The sequence below is a fragment of the Methanosarcina sp. 1.H.A.2.2 genome, from assembly GCF_000979975.1.
Classification (GTDB): Archaea; Halobacteriota; Methanosarcinia; order Methanosarcinales; family Methanosarcinaceae; genus Methanosarcina.
Genome location: NZ_JJQL01000033.1, coordinates 1 through 25,370 on the forward strand (window position 1 = coordinate 1; position 25,370 = coordinate 25,370).

Here is a 25,370-nt window from a genome sequence, read left to right on the forward strand (position 1 = left end):
GAACATGAAAATAAGATCAACTGGAAGTTTACGAGAAAAGTTGCTGATGAGAAAATGTCTAAATATTATGCACCATAATTAAGTTTCTAAGACACTAGCAGCGATAATAATGGTTTCTATTTTCAGTCCCGCAGTAATGGCTTCAACAGTCTACGGGCCTGCACAATTTGAACGAGAGGATGGAAAACCCGTTAGAGTAAACGATAGTTTTTCACTGGATCATGTTCATGAGAATTATACCCTCTGTATCAGAAACGGTGACGGAGCAATAAATACAAGCAGCAGTTCTTTTATTTTTTTGAACGGGGTCCCCGTAGTCGGGCCGGCAGACTTCAACCAGAACGTAGACTTGATCCAGAAGAGTATATCTCTTGAACCTGAAAACGACATTAATATTGAAGTTGAAATGCGGAGTGTTCCCGGAAGCCAGATTACGCTCTGGATAGAAGACGAATCTCCTTTTATTACGATTAATTCTCCTTCCGATGACACGTTTTCCTCCGGAACTGTTGATGTTTCGGGTTTTGTTGACACTCTAATAACTTCCGATATCAGTCTTACCTTCAATGGAATAACTTCTGTTCTTCCTCTGGAAAACGGGAATTTCTCTACCGAACTGAACCTTACAGGCCCCGCTAATATTACTGTTTCAGGAAGCGATCTCGCTGGCCGGGTGCACTCGGCAACTCTCCTGCTGGACGGGGACATGCTGCCGGAATCTTATGAATACCTGCTGGGCTTTGACCCCCCTGAACCCCGACTCCGACTCAACCATGACCCCTGAAAACGAGGCCGGAAACGGGATTTCTGACGGGATGGAAATGCTTGGCGGCCAGCTACCTGCGTTTGTAAAGTCCCGTATAGGAGCTTCCCCCTTTGAAGAGGATACGGACTCCGACGGGCTTTCAGATTATTTCGAACTTATGAGAATGGGTCTCCTGACTGATGTAAATTCAGGGGACTCAAACGGAGACGGAGTGTCTGATGCGCAGGAAGACCCTGATTCGGACGGCCTTACTAACCTGGAAGAGCAGGAGTACGGGACCGATCCCCTGCGCGCAGACAGTGACGAAGACACGCTTTCCGACAGCTTTGAGGTAAATTCCTCAGGCACGGACCCGCTTTTAACGGATACTGACGAAGACGGGCTTTCAGACGACAGTGAACTGCGCCTCGGGACCGATCCCCTGAACCCGGACAGCGATGGGGACGGGATACCTGACGGGGATGAAACTTATGTTTCCGCTCTGACAGATGACGCACTCGGGGTCAAAGTCGAAATAGAGGGTACTGGAGACCTTGCAAAAGAAGTTGTCATATACGAGGAAACCTCGGAACTGTTTACCAACGTCTCGGCACTTGTGAGTCCTGTAGTGGACTTGAGCCTGGAGAACAGGACTTTTGAGAATGCACAGGTAACAATCCCCTACGACCCTGCAAAAGTGCCTGACCCGGCAAACCTGTCCGTATTTTATTTCAATGAGAGTGCCGGCACTTTCGAGCCCGTGGAATCCACTGTTGACCCGGCAAACCATACCGTAACAGGCCTCACGTCCCACTTCTCGACCTTTGCGATCTTCTATGTCCCTACCTGGAACGCCCTTTTCGACGCCGAGATGAACCTTGGCAGGGGAGGAGGCGGTGGAGTCGATGTGGTCTATGTGGACGTCATGTTTGCAATGGACAGTTCGGGCAGCATGAGCTGGAACGACCCCTACGGTTACCGGAAAACCGCTGCAAAGAACTTCGTTGGGGCTCTCCTCCCCGGGGACCGGGCAGGAGTCGTCGACTTTGACTCTTATTCAAGGCTTATCCGTCCCCTTACCAGTGACTTCGATGCCGTAAATTCTTCCATAAACAGCCTTGATGCCTCCGGCGGAACGAACATCGGCGCCGGTATGAACACCGCAAACAGCCACCTTATCAATTCCGGGGATTCCGAACACGCCTGGATGGTAATCCTGCTCACCGACGGTCAGGGCACCTACAGCAATACCTACACCCAGCAGGCAATAAACAACAACATCACCGTCTACACCGTCGGCCTTGGTAGCGATGTGGACACCGCTCTGCTCACAGGTATTGCAACTGCCACAGGTGACCAGTATTTCTCCGTTTCAACTGCCGAAGACCTTCCTGATGTCTTCCGGACGATCTCTGAAGAAATCGAGCCAACCGACACCGACGGAGACGGCATCCCCGATATCACCGAAACCACCGGTTTCAGGGACGGCTTTGGTAATTGGTACACCACTGATCCTGAGAATCCTGATACTGACGGGGACGGACTGCTTGACGGGGAGGAAGCCGGTAAACTCGCCAATTGTGACGGCAAACAATACTTCCAACTATTCAGTGATCCGACTACAGAACATAGCGATGGTGATTTCCTTGACGACCTGGAAGAATATGAACTAGGTACGAACCCCTTCTCTGAAGATACGGATGGGGACGGGCTTTCCGACTCTGAAGACGAGTATCCCCTCTCCCCTTCCAGCATCGAACCCGAAATCGGAGTTCTTGAAATCGGCCGCGCAATCGTTCTTGGCGCAGTCTTCGGGGAATGCGGCATTGAAGGCGGAAGTTTAGCTGGGTTTGTTGATAGTGAGATCGCATCTTCTGCATACTACCTTGTGGGCTGGATTGGCTTTTCACTGGTTCCGGTTGCCGGGGCTGTAGCTGATGCAAGAGATGCTGTGCAGGCTCTCATCAACGGTGACGAATTGGGCGCTGCCCTGAATGCCGCAGGTGCATTGTCAGGTGTAGGAGACGGGGTGAAAACAGGTGCAGCCATCAGTCTCTTCGTTTCTAAATATCCCACAAAAATCTTTGAGGTCTGTAAAGTACTGAGTAAAGTTCTTGATGATTTGCCGCCCTATACTGCATTAAAAGTAATGGATTCCCTGTGTGATGATGCAGCTTCTGCTTTGCATACTGCTCACAGCGTTTCAGTCGATACGCTCATAAAACTTTTCGATAAAGGCGTGGACCTGAATAAAGTCCGAACTTTACTGGAAAAAGTGTATACAGGTGTTTGGTCACCTGGAAATATAGGATCAGCTGCGAATCTGGATTATCATTTTGCAAAACATGGGCAAAAACTCAGTTTAAGCGGAAATCCGTCTGATCTAGTTGGGAAACAACAGTATGTTGATATGGCGATGGCACTGATCAATGAACAAGTCGGTGTGGAAAAATACTATGATACTTTGCATGGCACATTAGGGGTGTACGAACGTTCCACGGGAAAATTCGTAGCAGGAAATAAAGACGGCCAGATTGCAACCCTGTTTATAAGAGCTGCCAAGGAAATAGATAACAATCCAAACAGATTTATTCGGCTTATATGAAGGTGAATAAATGGACAAAAAGTATCTCTTAGATGCGCTTAGACGATATCTAGAGTATTATCGGGATTCTATAACTGAAATGAAAACAGATCCAAAAAAAGTGGGACCCTATGGAGTTAAAACTCCATTTTTTCCATTATACAATAGAAAAGGAATATTCTGGATATTAGATTCTCTTGGGAAAATAGGATGTAACACAAGCCAATTTGAGAGAGAAGTATCAAAAATAGATGAAGAGTTTAAGGCTTATGAGAAAGACTATAAAGAGGATTTTTTAAATCCTCTTTACAATGATTTAAAGGGCTTAATTGGTACGTACGAAGAATATTTCTCGGATTTTCAAAAATATAAAGATATTTTTAGGGCAAACGAAGAACTCGATCCATTATATAAAGAATATTTTCTCAATAGGAATAAAGGACTATTTTTTGCTGATGAGTATGAATTTGACATACTAATTAGCGTTAGAACGTATATAGAAATATTATTTGAATATTTGGATGGAAAACTCAACATTGAAGGATTAAAGAACAAAGTCCAAGAAATGGATAATATTTTCAAAAAGGACCTTGATGACATTTTAAAATGTATGGGTCTTGACGAATACCCTTCTTATGAACCATTTGCCCCTGCCAAATATTGGTGGCTGCATATAAATTGATGATTGTGGGTTACAGAAAATATTCTGTTTACCCTTACCCGGTGTATATCATTTTATTAAAAGTACGCTACGGGATGCGGTACAGGCTCTAATTAATGGTGACGAGCTTGGTGCAGCCCTGAATGCGGCAGGTGCTTTATCAGGTATAGGAGATGGAGTAAAAACAGGGGCAGCACTCACTCTTTTCCTCGGGAAGTATTCTTCGAAGCTCAATGACGTCCAGAAAGTAGTGGTCCCACTTCTTAAGTATGTGCCACTGAATCAGGCGAAAAAGGTTATTCTTGATGTTCTGTTTGACAATGCAGCTACGAGATTACTGAATTTGAACCTTGGGGCACATGTAGATGATTTGATAGTATTAGCTGAACGAGGAGTCGACTTACAAAAAACTATGGGTGTTTTGAGGGCTTGCGATGGAAGACTTGCATGGCTTGGAGAAGGACTTGAAAATTCATGGGGGTGGTTGCATATTATTAGAGAGAAACGATTGCAGCAAATAAGAGATAAATTTGGACCAGTACCACTAGAAAAGGTTGAACAAATGATTTATGAGACAATGAAAGATGGGCAGGTCACCAAATATGTCCCCGGAGATCGCATAACATATACAAAAGAATTCCCCGATAAAAATGGAGTATTAGCACCGTTTAGTGTAGGTGTAAGTGATAGGTCAACTGGTATAAGCCCTGGTAGAGTAATGACTGCGCACGCAGATGATTAATTACACGATAAACCTAACTTCTGCCCCTTTTTAGGTGCAAAAATTCTATTGACATCGAGTTAATATGCTTATAGAATAGATACATGCGCTTAAATTTTGGGAATCCAGGAAGAAAATATGGTGGATAATTACTATGAAACAATATGGAGTGAATGTAAAAATTCTTCAAGTGGATAAAAATGAAGAAACCTATGAAGAGGAAATCGTAATTGGAATAAATACCTTTAAACTGAATTGTTTCATTTCTGATTACCTTACTGAAGGAGATTTTGTGAAAGGAGAAATGACGGAGATACAATTGTCATTAATGACAACTGAACTTGATATAATAAATTGTGGAGAAAAAAATATTGTTTCTACAGAGCATTTTGAAGCTCATTGCAGGTTGTCAGGAGAAATAAAGGAGTTTTTCCCAATAATTTACAAGTATTATAAGGACGGTATTTGGTACGATGAAGAGGCAACAGGTTACAAGCATGGAATCGTCGATTGCGGGATTTTTGTCGCAGTACAAATCCCCAAAAAATCGGATCTCAAAATTGGTGACTATGTAAAAGCTGAAGGGCGTCTGGATGCTCGTAAAGTCAAAAAGGAAAACTGATATTTTGATTTAAAAAAGAGTTTTGTAAGGACCTTCGGATTTCAGGCACTTTCGGGCCAACTTCACGACTAAAAGCCTATGTATTGCAAATTGAACAAACAGATTCAACTTCAATTGAAATTGGATCTGCAATCTCTTTTTTATTCACACCAGATAAGTAGTGCTCCTACAGTGATTCCTACACCCAGCAGGCAATCGCTAACAACATCACCGTCTACACCGTCGGCCTTGGTAGCGATGTGGACACCGCTTTACTCACAGGCATTGCAACGGCCACAGGCGGACAGTATTTCTCCGTTTCGACTGCCGAAGACCTGCCTGACGTCTTCCGGACGATCTCTGAAGAAATCGAGCCAACAGATACAGATGATGATGGCATTCCCGACATCACCGAAACCACCGGTTTCAGGGACGGCTTTGGCAACTGGTACACCACTGATCCTGAGAATCCTGATACTGACGGGGACGGACTGCTTGATGGGGAAGAAGCCGGCAAACTCGTCGAGTATAACGGCAAACAATACTTCCAACTATTCAGCGATCCGACCACAGAACATAGCGATGATGATTTCCTTGACGACCTGGAAGAATATGAACTTGGCACGAACCCCTTCTCTGAAGATACCGACAGGGACGGGCTTTCCGACTCCGAAGACGAGTATCTCCTCTCTCCTGCCAGCATCGAACCCGAATCCGGTACCCTTGAAATCGGTCGTGCAATTGTTCTTGGCGCAGTCTTCGGGGAATGCGGTATTGAAGGTGGGAGCCCTGCACCCTGTATTTTTTCTTTTATCTTTTGTACCGAATTTTTTGGTTTAAAACTCCTGAAATTCCCTTACTTTCTATCTAATTTTTGATCTTATTCCTTGTTTTTCCCGCTTCTTTCTCACTAATTTCTTAAGTCTATCAAAAAGATAATGAATATCAGTTCCCTTATAAATAAAGGCTAAAAGATGGTGATATTCATGAAAGGGAAAATTCTGGTTTTACTTCTGGTGTTTGTGTTCTTATTTTCCTCAGGTTGTTCTGGGAAAGATACGGGACCTGTGACTGATGAATCCAATACTCCGGCTCCGGAAGCCGGTGTAACGGAGCAGGAAGAAAATGTGCCCTTAGGGGCTGGAGAGGAGCATATTGTCCGCCTTGAGTATTATAAAGTAATAAGGCCTTCAGAACTGGATGTCCAGGCAGGGGACACAGTTTCCTGGTGGAGCGGCAAAAGGCAGGGGACCTATGTCCTTGTAAGTGAAGAAGGACTCTTTTCTGATCAGGAAATGGCTTACAGTGTTCCTTATAGCTATACTTTTAACACTCCCGGGACCTACCTTTTCACTATAAAAGACACTCCGGAAATGAACGTAACTATCAGGGTGAACTGAGAACCTCTGTTCTCCCTTATTTTAAAAACACCGCTTTTTTTCTATTGATATCCGTCTTCTGCGCGGTCGGGCAAAGTTTTATGAGGCAGAGTTTCAGGATTAACCAGTAATGATTACAGATGAATGACCGTCATACTACTCGTTCACAGGCCGAAGTATCAGGCTTTTTATGAACCCATATGGAAAAAAAAGCATTAGAGGATTGTTTTAAGAAAGCTCTCTTAAAGCTCTCTTCGGAAAAGGAGCCTTCTACTGCTTGCGGGGGCAGTACCTTTTAAGAGCTGATCTGTTTAAACGCTGATCTGTTTAAAGAGTTATTTAATCTGGAATTTTAATGGAGGTGAGATTCCTCTCAGACCCTTGTAATCGGCCTTGCCATGCCTTTATAATGGTCAAAAAGTTCTTTTCCCCATTTAAGTGCGCTGTCGTCAAAACTTACCAGGTTATGGTTGTAATAGATCCCGCTATTGCAAAAGAGGGATAGGGCCATAAATTTCTCTGTAACTATGCTTGATGCGATTTTCATATTATTGTTGTTGCAGACATAGAGTTTAGTGTATTTTAAGTTCAGGAAATGTTCAAGCTCTTTTTTGTAGTCGTTGAGCATCCTGTCATAAACATACTCCGTGAATACAAGTGTAATATCCGTACCCTTTGCTGCAAGCTCTATACAGAGCGAAGGATAAATCGGAAGGAAAAATGAAGATGAGATCATTACCTTCTCGGATTCGGAAAGGTGTTTTACGACTTCTTTTGGGTACTCGAACACATGGTTTCGGTCAGGGTTTACTTCACTATAGTCTCCAAGCTTTCCGATACTATCCAGGAATTCAGGAGGAATTGACGTCATATCCTGGTTTATCCAGTAATCGTGGTTTTTATCGAAGACATTAAAAGTTTCAAGGATTGCTCTCATCTTGGGGACAAGAATCTCTCCGATACTGGAAAGTTTGTAGAGCCGGTCGTTTTCGACAATTAAGTCCTGCTTCATCAGGATCTTTATCTGGGTCATTATGGGGCTTGAGCGCACATCGAGTGTATTTTTAATCTCTTCGATGTTCTTTGGTCCGTCCAGAAGCAGTAGAAGGAGGTTTTTCCTTTTTTCTGAAAGAAAGAGAACATCCAGTAATGATGACTCCATCTAATTCCCTCTCTTATTTTTCATCTTATTATATCTAACATTGTATATATCTCTATACCCAGAATCTGTGCACCTGTCATGCTTTACTCGCAAAATTGATATTCTTTCCATAGATTGGCTTTCAGAGCATGAGCGAGGGGACAGATCGAAAATTGCCATTTTTTTATGCAACGGATTACTAATATAATTATTTTTCATTATCTTTATTAGTTGTAGGGTTCATCTGCATATTTTCTCTTTTATGGGTCTTCTTCAGATCAGATCTCTTTTACCTGCCTGGAAAGCCTTTTGAAATAATCGAATAATTCCTGGCCCCACCGAAGAGCGCTGGGCTCAAAGCTCATAATAAATTGCTGGTCAAATTTTCCATTCTTATCGAAGAGCCCCAGGAGCATTATTCTGTCAGTTACTGTAATTTCTGTAATTTTTACTCCTTCTTTGGAAACATACAGACTTACATTATCCATGCCCATTACTTCTTTTATCATATTTGAGTGCTCGTTTGAGAGATGGTCCCAGACTGACTGTGTGAAATTCAGAGAAATCTCGGCATCTTTTCTTCCGAGTTCAACATACAGGGGTAGATAGGCAGGATTGAAATAAGAAGCAAGGGTCGAAGCTCGCTTTGCATTGACCATACTGTCTATTATTTTCGGAGATGGTTCATATATGTGATTCAGGTCGGGTTCGACAAGGGTACAGTCTCCAAGCTCGGATATTCGCTCCAGAAGATGGCGGGGAATTGAGTTCAGGTCGTGGTTTGTCCAGTAACAGTTATTTTTTTCCACGACTTCAAGGGCACTTATCAGTGGCTTTACCTTCTTGATGATAAACTCTCCCAGCACTGTGAGTTTGTACATCCTGTCTTCCTGCACTATAAGGTCACTGTCTATGAGTTTCTTTATCTGTGGAAGAATCGACGTGGCGGTAACATCAAGTTCTGTCCTGACCTCATCAATGCTTTTTGAGCCTCCATCCAGCAGTATAAGAAGGTTTTTTCTTTTATCGGAGCGGAAAACAAGATCAATAAGTGAAGATTCCATATCTCCTTACTTCCTGTGGTGTACTATCTTGCTATATGCCGCCGATCCTTTTTCCCGGCAGGCTGCTTCTTGGCTGTTCAATGTCAACTTCCGCATTTCTCCGGAGTTTTTCAAGTCAATCATTTTTACACGGGGATACAGAATTGTCAATTTTAATCCTTTGAAAAACCAGGTGCACAGACTCCTACAAAGGTCATCTTTGTCTCCATTGGCGTATGCTTCCAGCCGGGTGGAGAGAGATACTCTATGCTGGTGTCTATCTTTATTGAGCTGGCCGGAAGCCCGAAATCTTTCATTGAATCCAGAATAAGTTCTTCTCCGACCTTGTGAGCGTATTCCACTGCTCCCCTGTACTGCTCGAATTTTTTCCTTCCAGCCGGGGTAAACACCAGAAAATTCTGGTCCGGATTTTCCATTAAATTGGGCCTTATAGTTATTTCAATTCTTTTGATTCCTTTTCCCACAAGGGCTCCAACCGCATTGCCTACTCTAGCCTGTTCAGGGACTATGATTTCTGCATCAATCAGAGCCTTCAGTTCTTCATGATAGGCTTTTACCGGCCCTCCCAGCAGGACGATGGGGATATTTATCTTATACTGGGCGGGGACTTCTCCCTCCAGCATCTTCTTTATTCCGTCTTTTCCCCTTCCTTCCATAATAAAGGACATCAGGCTGTAAGCCATGTTTCTGGCAACCTGCTGCTTCACTTTTTTGCAGAAGGCATGGACCCCCATCTGAGTAAAGCGGGAAAGTTTTTTGGCTCCTATCTGTGCGGTTTCGACATCCCATTCCGTATATTCCCCAAGGACATGGAGGGCATCCGTAGGTGTGAAGCCTATTGCATGGATCAGCCGCTGTTGCATCAGTGAGTCGAGAACTGCAGGAGAGGGGAAACGTTTCATTTTATTTAGGATATCATGAATGGAAAGAGGTTCGTTTCCTATAACTTCCAGTAATTTCTTCTCACTTTCGGTGGGGTTGATGGGTGTAACACCGGTGCTGACAAAGAACTTTGTTGGCTGGATATGCTCATTGAGCATGGTTCTAAGGGGTACCGGGTTTTTTTCAAGTTTCTCCTTGAAATTGGGGTACTTTACTGCAGCAAAGCAGAGGGGCATGACTCTCCTTGGGCCTATCCTCACGCACTTCTTGAACCATACATGGCTGTCTCCCCCGTTTGCAGAGCTTTCCATTTTGATTGCCTTTACCCGGGTCTGCCAGCCTCCCACGATGGCGCCTCTCTCACAAAGTTTAGGGATTCCGTTTTCTATTATAGATACATCGGTGCTTGTCCCGCCTACATCGATTACGGCACATGTGTCAAGTCCTGAAAGGTGTGAGGCTCCCATAATACTTGCAGCAGGGCCTGAAAATATCGTTTCGATGGGGCGCAGTTTTGCTCCTTTTATGTCTATGACTGAGCCGTCACATTTCAGCATGAGGACCTTCGCATCAAGATCTCTTTCCTTTACTTCGGCGATAATTGAATGGATAAACTGATAGGTTATGGGAATTAACTGGGCGTTCAGGACCGCGGTTGCTGCCCTTTCGTAGGCTCCCAGTTCCTGGGATAGGTCATGCCCGCAGACCACAGGATGCCCTGTCAGTTTAAGGATTACATTCTTTATCTTGAGCTCATGTTCCGGGTTTCTGGTACTGAAATAGGAAGAAACGGCAAATGCAGAGACTTTCTTTTTCATACTCACAGCAAACTGTTCTACCGCAGTTATGTCAAGCGGGTGGAGTTCCTCTCCGTTGCTATCATGTCCGCCTCTAACCGTAATGCAGTAGTCGGCTGGGAGTTCCTTGGGGATTGTGTAATCTCCTACAAGGATCAGGCCCACAGGATACCCTGTCCTTTCCAGGATGGTATTTGTTGAAAGAGTTGTGGAAACCGACACAAGTTTTACTTTCTTCAGGTATTCCGGATTCAACTTATCCATTGCATTTCGAATTCCGGTCATAAGGTCCGGATAGGTGGTAACCGCTTTGCTTGTATCAAGGATCCGGCTATCCGAATCCCTTAAGATAACTGCATCAGTGTATGTTCCACCTGCGTCAATACCCAGACTATATTGCATTGTCAAAACAGCCCCATTTTTTACTCTATTTTAAGTGATCTATATCTTTTTTTAGCTGTATTCATTTCTCTTTTTAGCCGGATGTATTAAGATATTGCTTCAGATATATATCTCCCTGCTTATAAATTTCTATCACGAAAGTTTGTTTTATTCTTTTCCTTTCAGCCTGTTACTGTGTTTTTCGGAACGCCGACCCCTACAAAAACAAGTTTTGTTTCCAGAGGCACATCTGTCCAGCCGCTGGGCGCCAGGTGCTTCCTGCTGACATCTATCTTTATGTCCTCTTTTTCAAGCCCTGCACTGATCATGTAATCCATGACAAGCTGTTTCCCCAGCTTTTCTGCATATTCCAGAGCTTCGCCGTATATTTCAAATTTCTTCCTTTCTGAAGGGGAAAATACAATAAACTCGTTTTTCTTTTCTTGCCGAAGAGCACTTTCTATAATTTCACTCTCCGGAGCTATGCCGTATTCCTCATCATCTTCAGGTTTTTCTTCCCCTGACCTGGAAACAAGTCTTGTTTTTATGAGAATCTCTACCCTTTTGATTCCTTTCCCAACAAGGGCGCCAACTGCATTGCCAACATCAGCGTGTTCGGGAACTATGAACCCGGCATTAATCAGTCTACTCAGTTCTTCCACATATGCCCATGCAGGCCCTCCTAGAAGGACCACAGGAATTTCTATTCTAAACCGCGTAAAGTTCTTTCCCATAAGTACTCTGTCAATCTCGGACCTGGGCATTCCTTCTATCAGATATGCGATAAGATCTTCGGCAATGTTGTGCGCAACCCTGCGCTTTACTTCAGCACTGAAAGCCTCCGGGCTTAGCTTCAGCGGCCTTCCGAGCATGTAAGCCCCTATCCTTGCAGTTTCTACATCCCATTCGGTATATTCCCCAAGGACATGCAGGGCATCGGTGGGTGTAAAACCTATAGCCTGAATCAGCCTTTTCTGTATAAGTGAATCGAGCATTGAAGGCGAGGGGCGTTTTTTCAGTGCTATTAGCAGGTCTCCGAAGGAAACAGGCTCTTTTCCGATATGCCTGTATATCTCACGTTCTCCTGCTTTCAGCTCAATAGGCCTGAAATCCGTACGGACAAAAAATTTCGTTACCTGGATGTTTTCACAGAGATAACCTTTTGCTACCCTGTTATGCTTAAGTTTCTCCCTGAATTCGGGATATATGGCAGAAGCCCTGCAGAGAGGAATAACCCGGCGGGGACCTAAGTTTATCCGGTCGCCCTTAAGCCATATATGGCTGTCTCCTCCGGTTGCTGAGGTCTCCATACGGATAGCTTTTACACGGGTCTGCCAGCCTCCGACTACCGCACCTGCGCTACTGAGTTGTGGGAGCCCGTTCTGCATCATGGCTACGTCCGTACTCGTGCCCCCAACATCAATAACAGCGCATGTGTCAAGTCTGCTGAGGTGAGAGGCCCCCACAAGGCTCGCGGCAGGCCCTGAAAAAATAGTTTCAATGGGTTTTTCCAGAGCCTCTTCGATTCCAACTACTGACCCGTCGCATTTTAGCATCAGCATGTTTGCGCTGATCCCGCGGCTTTCAAATTCTTTGATTATTGACTGGATAAACTTATGGGTAATCGGGATTAGCTGAGCGTTCAGAAAAGCAGTTATGGCCCTTTCATAGGCTCCAAGATCCTGGGATAGCTCATGGCCGCAAACAACCGGGTGCCCGGTAAGTTCCTTTACAGCTTTTTTGACGGCAAGCTCGTGCTCGGGATTTCGGTTGCTGAAATACGAAGAAACCGCAAAAGCAGAAACTTTATTCTGTACTTTGAGGGCGAATTCTTCTACGGAACCAAGGTCCAGGGCTTTTAGTTCTTCTCCATCGCTGTTATGCCCGCCTGAGACTGCTACCCAGTAGTCTGTTGGCAGGTTCTCCGGGATCACATAGTCTCCGATCATGATCAGCCCTACCGGAAATCCGGTGTTTTCCAGAATCGTATTTGTGGACAGGGTGGTGGAGACGGATACGAGCTTTATGTCTTTAAGATAGCCGGGGTCCAGTCTGTCGATTGCATTTTTCATTCCCGGCAGGGGGTCGGGGTAGGTCGTCAGAGCTTTGCTCGCCTCAACTACTTCTCCATCAGAATCCCTTATGATAACGGCATCAGTATAGGTGCCCCCTGCATCGATTCCAAGACTGAAGTGCATTTTCTTACTTACCTCTTTTGTGAATTGGATAGCGGCTTCTTCAGGCGTTTCGGAAAATTATTAGTTTCTAGTAATGTTTCTGTTAAGATACTATTAAACAACCTGGCCAGTTTTCGGGCTCTGGCTCATGGTCAGATTCCGGCTGGTTAAAGCTTGTTATTATTATTTTAATCTGAATAGTTGTTAAACATGTAGTAGCTAAATGGATATCTGATTTCAGAACTTCTTATCTTTTTCTGGAAAAAACAATTTCTCTCAAGGGCAGGTTCTGCTTTTATAAGGGTATATATGCCCTACCCATAGGCTGTTTTCAGTCTCGTTTCCACCAGGTCTGCAATCTCTGCAACTTCCTGAATGTTCAGAGAGTTATTTACAGTAATACAAGCATTAATTGCTATCCCGTTTCCTATCCTCCTTGTTTTAAGCTCGCTGGAATCCAGTACTCCTTCGGTTCTGTTTATTATCTCCCTGATCTTCCGATTGTTTTCTTCATCAAGGGAAGCTTCTATGAGTTCGTTGGCAGTACCGTAGAGGAGCTTGCTCGAGGTTCCGAGAAGGTAAAGGCTTAAAAGAACTGCAATAAGAGAATCAGCTATAGCCCAATTTTTTCCGGGGAGAAACGTGCATCCTATGCCCAGAGTAACAAAACATGAAAAAAATAGACTTCTGATGTGAGTTTTTCTGGTATAAGAGTCAATTTCTGAGGAAATACCCTCAGTTTGCTTTCCGGCTCTCCTATTAAAAAAATGAATAATTTCTTTTGATACAAGGGTAAAAGCAGCTGCGTAGAGTGCAAACATTTCAGGGGTTTCTGTCCCTCTTCCCTGTATAAACATAAGTAGCTCTCCTGAAGCTAGAGTTAATGATTGTACTCCAGCAAAAAGAAGCACACATGCTCCTGCTCCCGTAAAGAGGGTCGTAATTTTTCCATATCCATAATTATGGTTCCAGTCTTCGGGTTTGCTGGTAATAAAATGGTCCAGAAGTTTTACGGATTCGCCGATTAACTCTGAAAAGGAACGGATTGCATCCGCAAGAAGTGCTGTGCTGTTTCCCAACAGTCCTGCACTCAATTTAACAAAAGTTAGTACGAGACTAAAAAAAAGCCCGGTATATGATCTGTTCCGGAGGTTATTCAAATTTTTGTCCGCTTTCATCCGAAATTCCCCTTAATGATTGTTTTAATCCTCCTTTATAAAGCGGGCCCATTTGACCGGGTTGAAAAGAGATTGCTTTATTATTGAAATAATTTTAAAAATTTATAAGACCTCGAAGGCCTACATTTTCCCTGCCGCGGTACATAACGCAGCATTTTCAGCCACTAAAATCCAGATATCTCGGAGAGGGTGAGTATATTGAAAACACAGATTTATAACCTGTGTCTTCAAGGGTTGAGAACTTTTTCGGGCTTTCGGTCCTGTTTTTGCCCTGTCTTTTTTGTGGGTTTTGTAGGCCTTCGAGGTTGGTGTAGGTATTCCTCAGATACCTTTTTTACTGAGGGTTTTATGCTGTCATTACTTTATCTTCAGAGTGGAGCAACTGTCTTTCCATGAACTTCATTCATTACCATGGCAAGAGCCGTATACAGAGATCCAAGACCCATAATAAGTCCAACGTATCCAGCCACTACAAGCAGCCCGGTACTTCCGGTTGCGTTTACAACGGCAAGCAGCATAAATAGTATAAATAATGTCACAAATACAAACTGAAGGGCTCTGACTCCGATCTTCATTGTAATGATCAACATAACAAAGGTGTACACACCCCAGATGAAGAGATATGCGGCCATAGCGGCTCCAGAAGAGGCTTCCGCCCAGCCCATTGCAGGCATTACAAGCAGTCCGGCCAGTGAGAACCAGAAAAGGCCGAATGCCGAAAATGCAGTTCCTGCAAAAATATCTCCTTTCTTCCAGGACATGATTCCTGCAAACACCTGGGCAAATCCTCCCAGGAATATTGCCATGGAGACAATCATTGACTCCACAGGGTATACGCCGATGTAGCTCAGACTCAACAGGACTGCAGCGAGGCCCAGGCCGGTAAAGCCGAGAGGGGCGGCATTTGCAGTTTTGTCGATTATTATGGTAGAAGTTCCTACGTTTTCGCTCATGATCATTCCCCTGAAGCCATTTTTTAAAAAATTAAAAAAAGAAGTTTAGGGCTTAGAGCCCGTAGTTTTCAGGTCTGAAAACTGCAACTTCCTGTTTGTATTTAGTCAGGCTTTCACTCATGAACTTTTCAGCATCATCGGTAAGGGCTACAAGGTCGGCTTTAACCTTTGCAAGAGCATTGGTTTCGAACCTTGTAAGTCTGAGCTTGCCGGAGTTGATGCCTTCTTCTACAATGTTACAGCACTCAATTGCAGCGTTCTTGGAACGGAGGTAGTTGTTGTTTCCGTCCTTTGCAATTGCCTGTCCTACCTTGTAGGCGTTGTCATAGGCGAGGACATATCCCTGTGGGTCTCTGTACTTGTCAGAGAGTGTGAGGATGTCCCTGAGGTCCTTTCCTTTTCCGAGTTTCAGAGCGGTGTTCATCATGGAACAGTCGTATGCAAGAGTCTCGGACCAGCACTGAACTGTGGTACCGCCGAATTCACCGTGGTATTCAACGGATTCGTTGGACCAGAGGTCACAGCACTGCATGGTCAGGTTACCCATTACGTCAGAGTGGGCGCAGGTGGAAGTCTTACCTTCCTGAGCAATTGGTACACCAGAGATGGATTTTATGATGGTGTTTTCGTATCCGCAGTCCTTCCCGGGGCCAGTTGCGCCTGCTTCATATGCACAGAGGGACCTTGATGCAGATATTGCCCTTGCAACGATTGCAGTTGTGTGGGCAAGGTTCTTGTCAAGCAGACCGCCTGCGATGAACATTGCAGTGTTTGCCTGGGCACAGTCTGTGTCACCGGCTGCAACTACTCCGTTCTTCTTTGCAATGTCTGCAATGTCGGACCAGATCATTTCCATGTCCATGCTGCCGAGCACACCGATACCGAAGAGGATACCTGCAGTGTCGTTCCTGAGGATAGAGTAGTCGAATACTTCCTTACCACCCATGCTCTCTACGGAAAGCATGTCAGCACCGTTCTGGGCACACTGTTCAAAGGCTTCCATAAAGGTTGTGTACTTGTCTCCTCTGAGTTGGAGATAGTCACGGTCTTCACGGATGTCACCGATTGTGTGGCGGAGTGCGCACTTTATGCCGTATTCATCGTGGTATTCTTCCATGATGGTCTTCTGGGCATGTGCAACAGCGCCTCCCCAGTCGGGGTTGTTGGACATTTGCTCGACGTGTTCGGTTTCGAGTACGATTGAAGGTGCACCGATCTGGACCATTCTTGCCATTGCGTCGGTGGTAATCCTTTCGTATTCTTTTATGAGTTTGTCTTTAGATTTGCCTGCCTGAGGTCTCGGGGCATAGTTCAGTTCAGGAGTTGTGTATCCAGCACCGATCTCGAGGCCAAGGCCTGCCTTTACGGGGTATTTTGAGTTCCCGAAAAGCATGTCATCTGCTTTAGCGTAAGCCATTGAAGTGTATTTCTTTACCATTTTGCTCCCTCCCTTAGTGCTTGTGGAATTCTGCTCTTAACTTCTCTATGTCGTTCCCACTGGCAAGGATTGCATCAGCAATCTTCACAGCGTCTGAAGCTTCTTCACCATAAACTCCGAGGTCATATTGTGCAACGAAGTCCTGGTTCACAGCACCGCCACCACATGCAAAGGGCAGTTTTAATCCCTTTTCAAGGAGCTTGTCATTGATTTCCTTGAATGCATACATGGTGGTTGTCATGAGAGCAGTACCTGTAAGCAGTATTGGTTTATCTTTTACAACAGCTTCAATGACTTCGTCAACAGGGACATCTCTGCCCAGGTCAGTTACGTCATAGCCGGCTGCTCTCAGGAGGGCAGCAACAATGTTCTTTCCGATGTCATGCACGTCACCTTCTGCAACATGGCAGACAACTGTGCCCTTGGGCTCGGGTACTTCGGTGGTCTGGGATTTGCAGAATTCAATACCATTCAGCATTGCATCAGCAGACATCATAACATTGGGGAGGAAAATGATACCATCGTCGTAGAGCTTGGATACAACACCCATGCCTACCATCAGAGCATCATTGATAAGGTCGATTGGTTTCTTGCCTGCAGCGATTGCGGCTTTGAGTCCGTCAACCACGTCTTCTTCTTCTCCCTCATAGATTGATTTTGCAATCGGGTAGATGAGTTCATCCTTCGGGTAAAGCTCTTCTGCTGCTTCGTCAGGAGTCATTTCCTTTTCGAGGGCGACGTTGTAGCGTACTAATATGCCATCGATGTCTTCCAGTTTCAAATCCAACATATTTTAACCTCCATTTTATAATGAAGAGATCTCAGATTGCTCAGATCTTCGATCCTGCAAGTTGCATCTTCCTGAACTTTCAGGTATTTCTTCCGAAATACTTTCTGAAACAATGTAAATGAATTCGAAAACCTCCAGATCGAATTCTTTCCATTGCGGGGGTATGGATAACCTCTTGATGGTGTACTGGTTGCACAAAAGTGCTGAATTACAGGTCAATTTTCCTGTTTTTCAGGCTCCTTAGGAATGTTACTGATTTCCCGGATTTCCGGATTTCCAGTTCCTATTTTTCCGGTGCCAGTAGACCTTTTTTCCCAGTTAACTTATGAAAGGTGTACTCCCTTTACTATTCGGGAATTCACTTGCAATTTAAAGTTAGATTTCCTCGCATATACCTTCATCTATGCTAATTTTTGCGCAGCTATAATTTTATAGTTGTCACTCCAATTTTCTCCGCAAATGATTTTATAAAAAAGGATTGTTTTTTTGTTTCCATTGATTTGATCAATGGTATCAAAATTTATAGAGCAATTATCCTCTTTTCAGGGATATCTCTGATTGCGGATATTGAAGATATACAGACTTTTATTTGAGCTATGGAAGTTAATCAAGTGGATTTGTTTTTCCTGGAATATTTAATAAGGCAAAATCAGGTTCTTCTGGATTTCATCTTGAACGCATGCAAGTATAGTTTACATGCTCAATTGTTTTTCTTCATTTTCGATATATTTTACTTTCTTCCTAATATATAACTGGATTCTCAAAGTTCAGGTCTTTAAATTGTTCCTGAATCTGGTTAAATCCTATTTTTTGCCTTTTTTCCGCCGTTTTTTAAAATGTGGGCGAACTTTTCCCTGGTAAGTTATTGCATCTCTGTTTTTAATTTCTTCTTATGCTAACTTCCAAATATTTTCGGTAAATTTATTGCCCTCCAGAAGCCAGGTTTTTCCGGACGGCTGAAAGAGTACTTTACCTCTCTATATAAGGGGTTTCTTTCGGGTAAGGATCGAGGACAATTCGATCCTATATAAAGTTGTTGTATGTCCGGTCAAGGCTTCCCTTGACCTGAAACGTATTTCCGTCAGAGGTTACTCTGCTTAAAGGGGCTTATTGTGGCCTGATGGTGTCCGTGGTCTCTTTTTTCCATCTTTACATATGAAAGTTGCCTGTTTTCCAGTTGCCCGGTTACTGCCACATCCACGGCTTTAACCAGTTCTTCCCTGGGTACGGACGTTATTGCCGAAAGTACTTTTATCCTTGACCTGGGATTTCCTTCTTTTTTAAGCACTTCTATTGCAGGGTTTTCATGCGCTGAGGTCACACTTCCCTTTACAAAGTTTCCGTTGTGGGTAAAGGAAAGCTTTATGTGCCCTACGAATTCGGGGTTCAGTTCTTTTGCTCTGTTTCTTATATTCTCCAGGATCTGCTCGGAAACAGAGACTGCGGTTTCAAGGGGAATTTCCTGTGAAGTGATCTCAAATTCGGAGGAATATGCCGAAACTCCGGACATCTCGATTGAGTTTTTCGCTTCAGGAACTGTTTTTTCCTGGCTGTCTCCTCCAAGCAGTTCCAGCATTTTGTCAAAGTTTTCTCCTCCCTGCCTGGCTGAGAAATGAACCATCCTTGATTTCGGGTTCAGTTTGCGCAGGAGTCTGCAGACCTCAAGGAGTTTCTCAGGTCCGATGAGATCAACTTTGTTGATGCCAAGGATCTCTGCGTCTTCTATCTGGTTTTTCATGAAATTGGGGATGTCTTCCGGGTCGGAGCCCAGACGGCTGGCATCTACGAGGTTCGCTATGGGAGCGAAGGTTATCCCCGGCAGATCCATGCTTTCTATATTGCTTTTGAGCTGTCTCGGAAAGGCTATCCCTGTAGGCTCTATTATTATAGTATCCGGACGGTAGGAATTTCTAAGGCTTTTTATGGTGTGCTCCATGCTGATTCTAAGAGTACAGCAAACGCATCCGCTTGTAATTTCTCTGGTTTCCACTCCGCCTTCCGAGATCGTGTCCCCGTCTATCCCTATCTCTCCGATCTCGTTGACGATAATTGCTGTTCGCTGCCCCTGTGCTCCAAGGTATTCGATAAGTTTTCTTATTGTAGTAGTCTTGCCGCTTCCAAGGAAGCCGCCGATTATCATGCACTTCATAAAACCTCAGCAGGAAACCCCGGAGTCTTTAGCTCAGGGAAGGAATGCGTCAACTTCTACATCCTGCTCTATTGAATTAGTTTTTTATCAATGTAATGAGGGCGAATAAATCACCCTCCCTCTCGTTTACCAATTTTCTTAAGGCTTATTGTACATGATCGGAAGACTGCCCCCTTCCTGCCATGAGGATTCCGGCATGGAGGGCATACCGATCTTACTGGTCTCAGGTTTTAAAGTCTTTTTTCTTAACCCTTTAAATGGCAAAAAGGGCCTGAAAAGTACCTTTTTCCTGATTCTTACGGTACTCTTTTACTTGCCATAAGGCTTGAAGTTGGGAGCACCGAACCATATTTTCTGATTTTTGGCTGACATTTGACCGGAGAATGGCAAAACCAGGTCTCAGCCGCCTTTTTTTGATTTTTTTGATATAGGTTTTTTCCGGGAGGCACATTTAAAATGGCAAATCTGTGTCTTCCGGAAAGACATTGAAGGTCTAACTTCTTTTTTGGGTATGATAACAATGCCAAGAAGAGAGGGTGAGGCATTGCAATCAGTGTGATATCATCTCTTCGGGACGATTTCATCAATTCTTAGCACGTTTCTTGCTGTTTCTGTACCTGCGATAATGGCGAGTTTCTTGACCGTTGCAGAATCGTATACTTTCGGCCCCTTATCAGTTACCTTTCGTGAGAGGTCTATCCTTGCCTCTATCCCTCTTGAATATGAATTCCTCATCTGCGCCATTGCATCAATTGCATTCATTCCCATATTTCTGGCAAGAATCGTGGGGATTTTTTCGAGGGCTTCTGCATACGCCTGGATTGCAAGCTGTTTCTTTCCGGTCTGTGTTGCCGCAAACAGCCTGACCATGTGCGCCAGTTCAAACTCTATTGCTCCTCCTCCATTCACGATTTCCCTGTTTTTCATAAGGAATGCCGCATTATTCAGGGCATCGTCTATCGCTTCTTCGACCTTGTCAAGCCCATATTTGACAGGTTCCCAGATCAGGATGGTGGCTATTGCCTTCTCTTTCACGGCGATGAAAACAAAGTTTTCTCCGTTCCTTCTTTCAACCTTTATGCTGTCTGCCTTTCCGAGGTCGTAAGGGAGAATCTCATCCTGAAATACTTTCAGGGTTGTGCCTGTTGCTTCTGCAAGTTTATCGAGGTCTTTCGCTTTCAGTTTCTTGAAAGCCAGCATATCATTGTCCCGGAGCAGAGTTTCGATATAAGGGTCGATATCTCCCTCACAGAAAAGGACGTTTGCTCCAGAATCAATGATCTTTTGGGCAATTTCCCTGCACATCTCCTTCTTTCTCTCCTCATACAGGAGCGCCGTCTGTACCGAGTCCATTTTCAGGTTGTGCTGAGGGTTTAAGTATCCGCTTTTAATCTTGAGGTCATAATTTATGATCAGGACGGCAGGGTTCTGGAAACTTTTCGGCATATCCTCCCTTGCCGGGTTTTCATCCATGATCAGACCTTCTATTGCAACGATTTCCGGTCCGCCTTTCTTTTTGAGGATTTTGACGTTCCTGTTAAGGTCAATTCTTCCATCCTGTTTTTCGCTCAAATGTCTTACAACTTTCAGGACAACTTCAGTTATTGCCTCTGCCTGATACCTTTCGACTCCTTTTCCCGTTGCAGAGCACATAATTGTTGTGCGTACGTCTTCTTCTCCAGCCTGCTTTATGCTGTACTGGAGCATTTCATACGCTTTTTGAAGGGCAAGCTCATACCCCTCTATAACTGTTGTAGGGTGTATCCCTGCTCTTATAAGCTGGATTGCGTTTTTTATAAGGTTGCTTGCAAAAATAACAGCTGTCTTTGTACCGTCTCCGCAAGCTTTGTCCATTGATTCGGCAAGCTTTTTGAGGGTAGTTACTATCGGGTGGAGTACATCCATTTCCTTTAAAATTACCTTCCCGTCGCTAGTAACAAAAATGTCCCCTACAGGGTTTACTATTATCTTGTTCATGCCTTTCGGCCCGAGAGATGAACCCAGCAGCTCATCAATTTCTATGGCTGCTCTTTCGAGCTGGTCTACCAGCTCATCTTCTTTTACCGGTTCGTCAATGAGGATCTTGTCTTTTATAGTCCGGGCCAGTTTTGCCATTCCATCCTGGCTTTCCAGGTCAGGTGTTTTTAATTCGCTTGCCATGTTTTTCCCATTTGCTGCGGTTGACATTCATAAAGCATTATTAATATTAGTATTTATATTAATTCTACTACTAATACTAATTGTGAATTTTTGATGATTCGGAGAGCCTTCCTGTGTATTCGAGATAGAGATCGGGATCTTCCATTGTAAGGTCCACTTCTGCGGGTAGATCGGAACATCTGGAGTCCGCGTATATATCTGTATATTCATCTGTATATTCTATCGATCCCGGGGCTAAGCTCGATTCATAGTTCACAGGACTTATTTCAATAACTGAGTAACGGAAGAGGAACCTCTGAGATGAATGGTTCAACTCCAGCTTATAGGTCGCAGGGTGTACAGGACTAGAATAAAACCTTTTTTCCTCAGTTCCGGGTACTTTCTGATATCCCATCCGGTTTCACCTCTTTTACCAGGATAGTTAAAAAGGTTCTCTGCCATCTTCTGCGGAAATTTTTACGTTTTTCGGCCCAAATGTGGTTTTATTCGTTTTTTATTCTCGTTTTTCTTCCTTCCCAATGCCTTTTCTATCGTTTTTAGTCGCTTGCACTTTTTGAGGCAAAGGGTGCAGGAAATAGTGAGAACCCGAATTTTTTATTGTGATAAAATAAAAAGAGGATGGGCCGGAAGCCCATCCCGTACCTGGCAAGCCCAGGTTTACCTTTTTCTTAGGAAATGGCTTCAGCGGGTTTATCCCATGATCTTTTTGTAGAGTTCCGGACCCTTCTCTGCCACGGTGTATGTCTGGGCAGTGATGGAGTCACAGGGTGCTCCTGGTGGTACTTCACAGCCGGTTGAAATCATGTACTTGGACTGCATGCCGTTCTCTTTGAGGGTGTTCAGGACGCTCTCCTGGAGGGCAACGGTGTTTGCTTTCATGGAGGCGAGGCCTTCTGGGCTGTTGTCCAGGAAGACGATCGGGCTGACTTCTCCGCCGAACATGGTTTTCTTGCCGTGGGTGCTGATCAGGTACTTGTGGTCCTTGGAACCCTTGTTGACTTCATCAGGGTAGAAGGTGTAGCTGTAGTACTCCGTGTTCCACTTGTCGATGAGGTCCCAGTGTGGGGCATCGGAACAGTTGTGGATAACAACTGGCTTGTTGTACTTCTTGTACAGTGGAGCGATCCTGTTCTGCATGACCTGGCCTTCGGACTTCATGTACTCGTCAGCGCCGAGGATGACGTTGTTGGTCCAGAGGGTAACCATACAGAGGTTGTCCGGCTGAGCTTCCTCGAACATGCCCTTCATGATTTCTTCTACGTAGGTTGTGGTCTTGTCAAGGGCCTTGAGGACGACATCAGGGTTGGTCCTTAGGTCGGAAAGGATGCGGGTTGCTCCCATGATCTGGGTCAAAGCGACCATTGGGCCTTCGATCAGGGCAGTCATGGGTGCGCCGAGAGCATGTGCCTTCTCTGTTGCAATCTTGTTGCCCTGGATAAGGTTGTATGCACGGGTGCCTTCCTTAAGTTCGGGGATTTCAAGCTTCTCGTAGTCTTCGAGGTGGCCGATTGCTGCAGGGGTATCTTCCTCAGGGTACCTGATTGTTGCACCGAAGTCTGCTGCGTCGACACAGAGGTCGGTCAGGCCGACGAAGGTGTCCATGTTGAAGTACTTTATACCTGCTTCGACACAGTCTGCGTACTTTTCGGCACTTGTTGAGTAGTCCTTGTAAGAGCAGGGCACGAACTTTCTGGATACACCGCAGGCGAGAGGTGCTACAGGGAGCCTGTCGACCTTCTTGTCCTGGAAGGCAGAGCCAAATCTCTCTGCTTTGGTCATGGTTTCCGTGAACTTCGGGACCACTGAGTCGAATTCGGCTTTGACTTTTTCAGCGGTTATGAGCCCTACATCGATCTTTTCCTTGCCGCCTTTCTGTGCGAGGGATTCCTTGTACTTCATCTTGCTTGCTGCAATTGAGGAATCGCTCCATAAATCGGTAGGAAGCTCGCTTACAAGAGAGGAAAGAGTCTCAACTGCCGCGCTTGCATCAAGGGCTGTGCCGTCTGCACCAATGCTGTCTGCAAAGGTCTTGGAAACAGGTGCACCGCCTACCATGACAACGAGGGAGTCTCTTATGCCTCCTTCCTGGAGCTGCTCGATAACGGTTTCCATGCCACCCATTGTTGTGGTCATCAGAGTGCTCATTGAGATTGCAGTTGCCTTGTTTTCCTTTGCTGCTTCTGCGAACTTGTCAAGGGGCACGTCACAGCCGAGGTCGATCATGTTGAAGCCGGCTGCGGTCATCATGGTCTTGACAAGGTTCTTGCCAATATCGTGTACGTCTCCTTCAACGGTACCGATAATAACATTTCTGGGGACTGAGGTTCCGTCTAATTTAATGTAAGGGGTAAGGATGTCCATTCCGGCATACATTGCATCTGCTGCGAGCAGAAGGCTGGGGACAAAGGCTTCTCCCTTCTCGTACATATCACTGATAATCTTCATGCCTTTTGCAAGGCCGTCAACGATTGCTTCATATGCGTCGAGGTCTTCATCAAGGACTTTCTGTGCGAATTCTTCTGCAAGTTCATCGTCGCCTTCAACGACAGCATCAGCTAAAGCGTTCAGAATATCTTCTTTTGCCATTGAAAAATCTCCTTTTTTTTAGTGACGGACCCAGATAGCCAGTTTTCGTCCTGCTTTTCCGGATCTCTATCTACTTTTACTTAGATCCTTAACGGGTTCCACAGCCCGTCAATTCCCTAAATCCAATAATATACTCCTTAATTCACAATATGGCCATTTTTCCTGAAAATCAGAATCTTCCGGCCGCGGTACAGGCTGGAATTTCACCTGAATTTAGTCCAGGTTATTCTTTCATTTCAGGTTTAAATGGTCACTATTGACAGATTAACTCAATGGTATATAGCTTAACCGACAGTGCTTTTTAGTTCAGTGCCAATTTTTTCTCTCCCGGTGAAATATAGTTTTCCTCATATTTTGTATGGGCCTGATTTTTATCGGGCTTCTTATTTCAGGGACCGGGGAAATTTGTTGTATCTTTACTTTTTAAGTTCACAGCCTTTTTGCAAACATGAGATTTTTACCGGGGGATGGAAAATTCCTCCCCCTTGAATAATAAAAACCATTGAATATTAGGGGGGCACATAAAAATGAGGGGTATTGAAAATTTGAGGGTAATTATCGGGAAAATACAGGTTGAAAGATCACAGATGCCGTCCCGCCGGCCGGTCCGCCCTTTTGAGCCCATGGCATTTATATTATTCGGTGTGAAAACAGATCTTTTGTTTCTCAGTTATACTGAAAACAATAAAATATCTCTGATGTTTGCTTTATATCTTTTGATTTTTTGCTTATTCTGATACTTTAAATATAATATCTATAGTTTGTGTTATGCTGATCAGAATCATACTTTAAATATAATGCTCGTAATATAATTGATATGATTTTTATCTAAAGAGATTTTCCATTTTTAGATTAAAATTTTATATTGAAAATATGTTGATAACCACTCCTTTAATGAGGTGTATAACAACAAGAGCTAAAGTTTCAAAACGCTTTATTATACGGGGCAATAATAATCCCGGTAAAGTACTGGATTTATCCAG

19 protein-coding genes are annotated in these 25,370 nt (G+C 44.4%); 7 read left to right on the top strand and 12 right to left on the bottom strand.

From position 1 onward, the window contains the following. The first annotated feature begins 109 nt into the window (after window positions 1-109). The 7 genes from EO93_RS04870 to EO93_RS04900 all read left to right on the top strand — a co-directional run bounded on the left by EO93_RS04870 (window position 110) and on the right by EO93_RS04900 (window position 6,712). Window positions 110-784: a hypothetical protein gene (locus tag EO93_RS04870; RefSeq protein WP_048161305.1), complete on the top strand. Its 675-nt coding sequence runs from the start codon at window positions 110-112 to the stop codon at window positions 782-784. Next, window positions 723-3,350 (top strand): VWA domain-containing protein, encoded by a 2,628-nt coding sequence (locus tag EO93_RS04875; RefSeq protein ID WP_082107566.1) that lies wholly within the window; start codon window positions 723-725, stop codon window positions 3,348-3,350. Before EO93_RS04870 ends, EO93_RS04875 begins: the two co-directional genes overlap by 62 nt. Window positions 3,351-3,360: 10 nt before the next feature. After that, a complete protein-coding gene (locus EO93_RS04880; RefSeq protein ID WP_048133556.1) occupies window positions 3,361-4,011 on the top strand; it encodes a hypothetical protein in 651 nt (216 codons plus the stop codon). A gap of 322 nt (window positions 4,012-4,333) precedes the next feature. Continuing rightward, entirely contained in the window at window positions 4,334-4,732 is a 399-nt protein-coding gene (locus EO93_RS04885) for a hypothetical protein (protein WP_156161236.1), read from the top strand. A 133-nt stretch (window positions 4,733-4,865) separates the two neighbouring features. Further along, the gene (locus EO93_RS04890; RefSeq protein ID WP_048161306.1) at window positions 4,866-5,333 is read left to right on the top strand and encodes a hypothetical protein; all 468 of its coding nucleotides are present in this window, start codon (window positions 4,866-4,868) and stop codon (window positions 5,331-5,333) included. Between the two features lie 239 nt (window positions 5,334-5,572). Next, window positions 5,573-6,190: a hypothetical protein gene (locus EO93_RS17895; RefSeq protein ID WP_048161307.1), complete on the top strand. Its 618-nt coding sequence runs from the start codon at window positions 5,573-5,575 to the stop codon at window positions 6,188-6,190. Between the two features lie 108 nt (window positions 6,191-6,298). Further along, the gene (locus EO93_RS04900; RefSeq protein ID WP_048133552.1) at window positions 6,299-6,712 is read left to right on the top strand and encodes a cell surface lipoprotein; all 414 of its coding nucleotides are present in this window, start codon (window positions 6,299-6,301) and stop codon (window positions 6,710-6,712) included. 352 nt (window positions 6,713-7,064) lie between these two features. Here the strand turns inward: EO93_RS04900 and EO93_RS04905 are convergent, their stop codons facing one another. The 12 genes from EO93_RS04905 to EO93_RS04965 form a co-directional block, all read right to left on the bottom strand. Beyond that, window positions 7,065-7,853, bottom strand: a complete 789-nt coding sequence (locus EO93_RS04905; protein WP_048133551.1) for a winged helix-turn-helix domain-containing protein — start codon at window positions 7,851-7,853, stop codon at window positions 7,065-7,067. A gap of 257 nt (window positions 7,854-8,110) precedes the next feature. After that, window positions 8,111-8,896 carry a winged helix-turn-helix domain-containing protein gene (locus tag EO93_RS04910; protein ID WP_048133550.1) on the bottom strand — a complete coding sequence of 262 codons (786 nt, stop codon included), beginning with the start codon at window positions 8,894-8,896 and terminating at the stop codon, window positions 8,111-8,113. A gap of 152 nt (window positions 8,897-9,048) precedes the next feature. Continuing rightward, a complete protein-coding gene (locus EO93_RS04915) occupies window positions 9,049-10,977 on the bottom strand; it encodes a hydantoinase/oxoprolinase N-terminal domain-containing protein (RefSeq protein ID WP_048133549.1) in 1,929 nt (642 codons plus the stop codon). Between the two features lie 161 nt (window positions 10,978-11,138). Beyond that, window positions 11,139-13,154, bottom strand: coding sequence for a hydantoinase/oxoprolinase family protein (locus tag EO93_RS04920; RefSeq protein ID WP_048161308.1), 2,016 nt, complete (start codon window positions 13,152-13,154; stop codon window positions 11,139-11,141). A 293-nt stretch (window positions 13,155-13,447) separates the two neighbouring features. Further along, window positions 13,448-14,212 (bottom strand): cation diffusion facilitator family transporter, encoded by a 765-nt coding sequence (locus tag EO93_RS04925; RefSeq protein WP_235284115.1) that lies wholly within the window; start codon window positions 14,210-14,212, stop codon window positions 13,448-13,450. A 467-nt stretch (window positions 14,213-14,679) separates the two neighbouring features. Further along, window positions 14,680-15,264, bottom strand: a complete 585-nt coding sequence (locus EO93_RS04930; RefSeq protein ID WP_048161309.1) for an acetate uptake transporter — start codon at window positions 15,262-15,264, stop codon at window positions 14,680-14,682. A gap of 52 nt (window positions 15,265-15,316) precedes the next feature. Beyond that, complete coding sequence (mtaB, locus tag EO93_RS04935; RefSeq protein WP_048133546.1) at window positions 15,317-16,702, bottom strand: methanol--corrinoid protein co-methyltransferase MtaB; 1,386 nt, start codon at window positions 16,700-16,702, stop codon at window positions 15,317-15,319. 13 nt (window positions 16,703-16,715) lie between these two features. Continuing rightward, the gene (gene mtaC / locus EO93_RS04940; RefSeq protein ID WP_048161310.1) at window positions 16,716-17,492 is read right to left on the bottom strand and encodes a methanol--corrinoid protein MtaC; all 777 of its coding nucleotides are present in this window, start codon (window positions 17,490-17,492) and stop codon (window positions 16,716-16,718) included. 1,081 nt (window positions 17,493-18,573) lie between these two features. Next, window positions 18,574-19,641: a GTP-binding protein gene (locus EO93_RS04945; protein WP_048161311.1), complete on the bottom strand. Its 1,068-nt coding sequence runs from the start codon at window positions 19,639-19,641 to the stop codon at window positions 18,574-18,576. Window positions 19,642-20,202: 561 nt separating this feature from the next. Further along, on the bottom strand, window positions 20,203-21,828 hold the full coding sequence (locus tag EO93_RS04955; RefSeq protein WP_235284116.1) for a TCP-1/cpn60 chaperonin family protein: 1,626 nt from the start codon (window positions 21,826-21,828) through the stop codon (window positions 20,203-20,205). Between the two features lie 49 nt (window positions 21,829-21,877). Further along, window positions 21,878-22,195 (bottom strand): hypothetical protein, encoded by a 318-nt coding sequence (locus tag EO93_RS04960; RefSeq protein WP_048161313.1) that lies wholly within the window; start codon window positions 22,193-22,195, stop codon window positions 21,878-21,880. A 296-nt stretch (window positions 22,196-22,491) separates the two neighbouring features. Further along, window positions 22,492-24,387 (bottom strand): uroporphyrinogen decarboxylase family protein, encoded by a 1,896-nt coding sequence (locus EO93_RS04965; protein WP_048161314.1) that lies wholly within the window; start codon window positions 24,385-24,387, stop codon window positions 22,492-22,494. Window positions 24,388-25,370: the final 983 nt, after the last annotated feature.

Bases quoted from the DNA above. Each gene is read 5' to 3' on its own strand.
- EO93_RS04870 (WP_048161305.1), top strand. From the start codon at position 110: ATGGTTTCTATTTTCAGTCCCGCAGTAATGGCTTCAACAGTCTACGGG.
- EO93_RS04875 (WP_082107566.1), top strand. From the start codon at position 723: ATGAATACCTGCTGGGCTTTGACCCCCCTGAACCCCGACTCCGACTCA.
- EO93_RS04880 (WP_048133556.1), top strand. From the start codon at position 3,361: ATGGACAAAAAGTATCTCTTAGATGCGCTTAGACGATATCTAGAGTAT.
- EO93_RS04890 (WP_048161306.1), top strand. From the start codon at position 4,866: ATGAAACAATATGGAGTGAATGTAAAAATTCTTCAAGTGGATAAAAAT.
- EO93_RS04900 (WP_048133552.1), top strand. From the start codon at position 6,299: ATGAAAGGGAAAATTCTGGTTTTACTTCTGGTGTTTGTGTTCTTATTT.
- EO93_RS04905 (WP_048133551.1), bottom strand. From the start codon at position 7,853: ATGGAGTCATCATTACTGGATGTTCTCTTTCTTTCAGAAAAAAGGAAA.
- EO93_RS04910 (WP_048133550.1), bottom strand. From the start codon at position 8,896: ATGGAATCTTCACTTATTGATCTTGTTTTCCGCTCCGATAAAAGAAAA.
- EO93_RS04915 (WP_048133549.1), bottom strand. From the start codon at position 10,977: ATGCAATATAGTCTGGGTATTGACGCAGGTGGAACATACACTGATGCA.
- EO93_RS04920 (WP_048161308.1), bottom strand. From the start codon at position 13,154: ATGCACTTCAGTCTTGGAATCGATGCAGGGGGCACCTATACTGATGCC.
- EO93_RS04930 (WP_048161309.1), bottom strand. From the start codon at position 15,264: ATGAGCGAAAACGTAGGAACTTCTACCATAATAATCGACAAAACTGCA.
- mtaB (WP_048133546.1), bottom strand. From the start codon at position 16,702: ATGGTAAAGAAATACACTTCAATGGCTTACGCTAAAGCAGATGACATG.
- mtaC (WP_048161310.1), bottom strand. From the start codon at position 17,492: ATGTTGGATTTGAAACTGGAAGACATCGATGGCATATTAGTACGCTAC.
- EO93_RS04945 (WP_048161311.1), bottom strand. From the start codon at position 19,641: ATGAAGTGCATGATAATCGGCGGCTTCCTTGGAAGCGGCAAGACTACT.
- EO93_RS04955 (WP_235284116.1), bottom strand. From the start codon at position 21,828: ATGTCAACCGCAGCAAATGGGAAAAACATGGCAAGCGAATTAAAAACA.
- EO93_RS04960 (WP_048161313.1), bottom strand. From the start codon at position 22,195: ATGGGATATCAGAAAGTACCCGGAACTGAGGAAAAAAGGTTTTATTCT.
- EO93_RS04965 (WP_048161314.1), bottom strand. From the start codon at position 24,387: ATGGCAAAAGAAGATATTCTGAACGCTTTAGCTGATGCTGTCGTTGAA.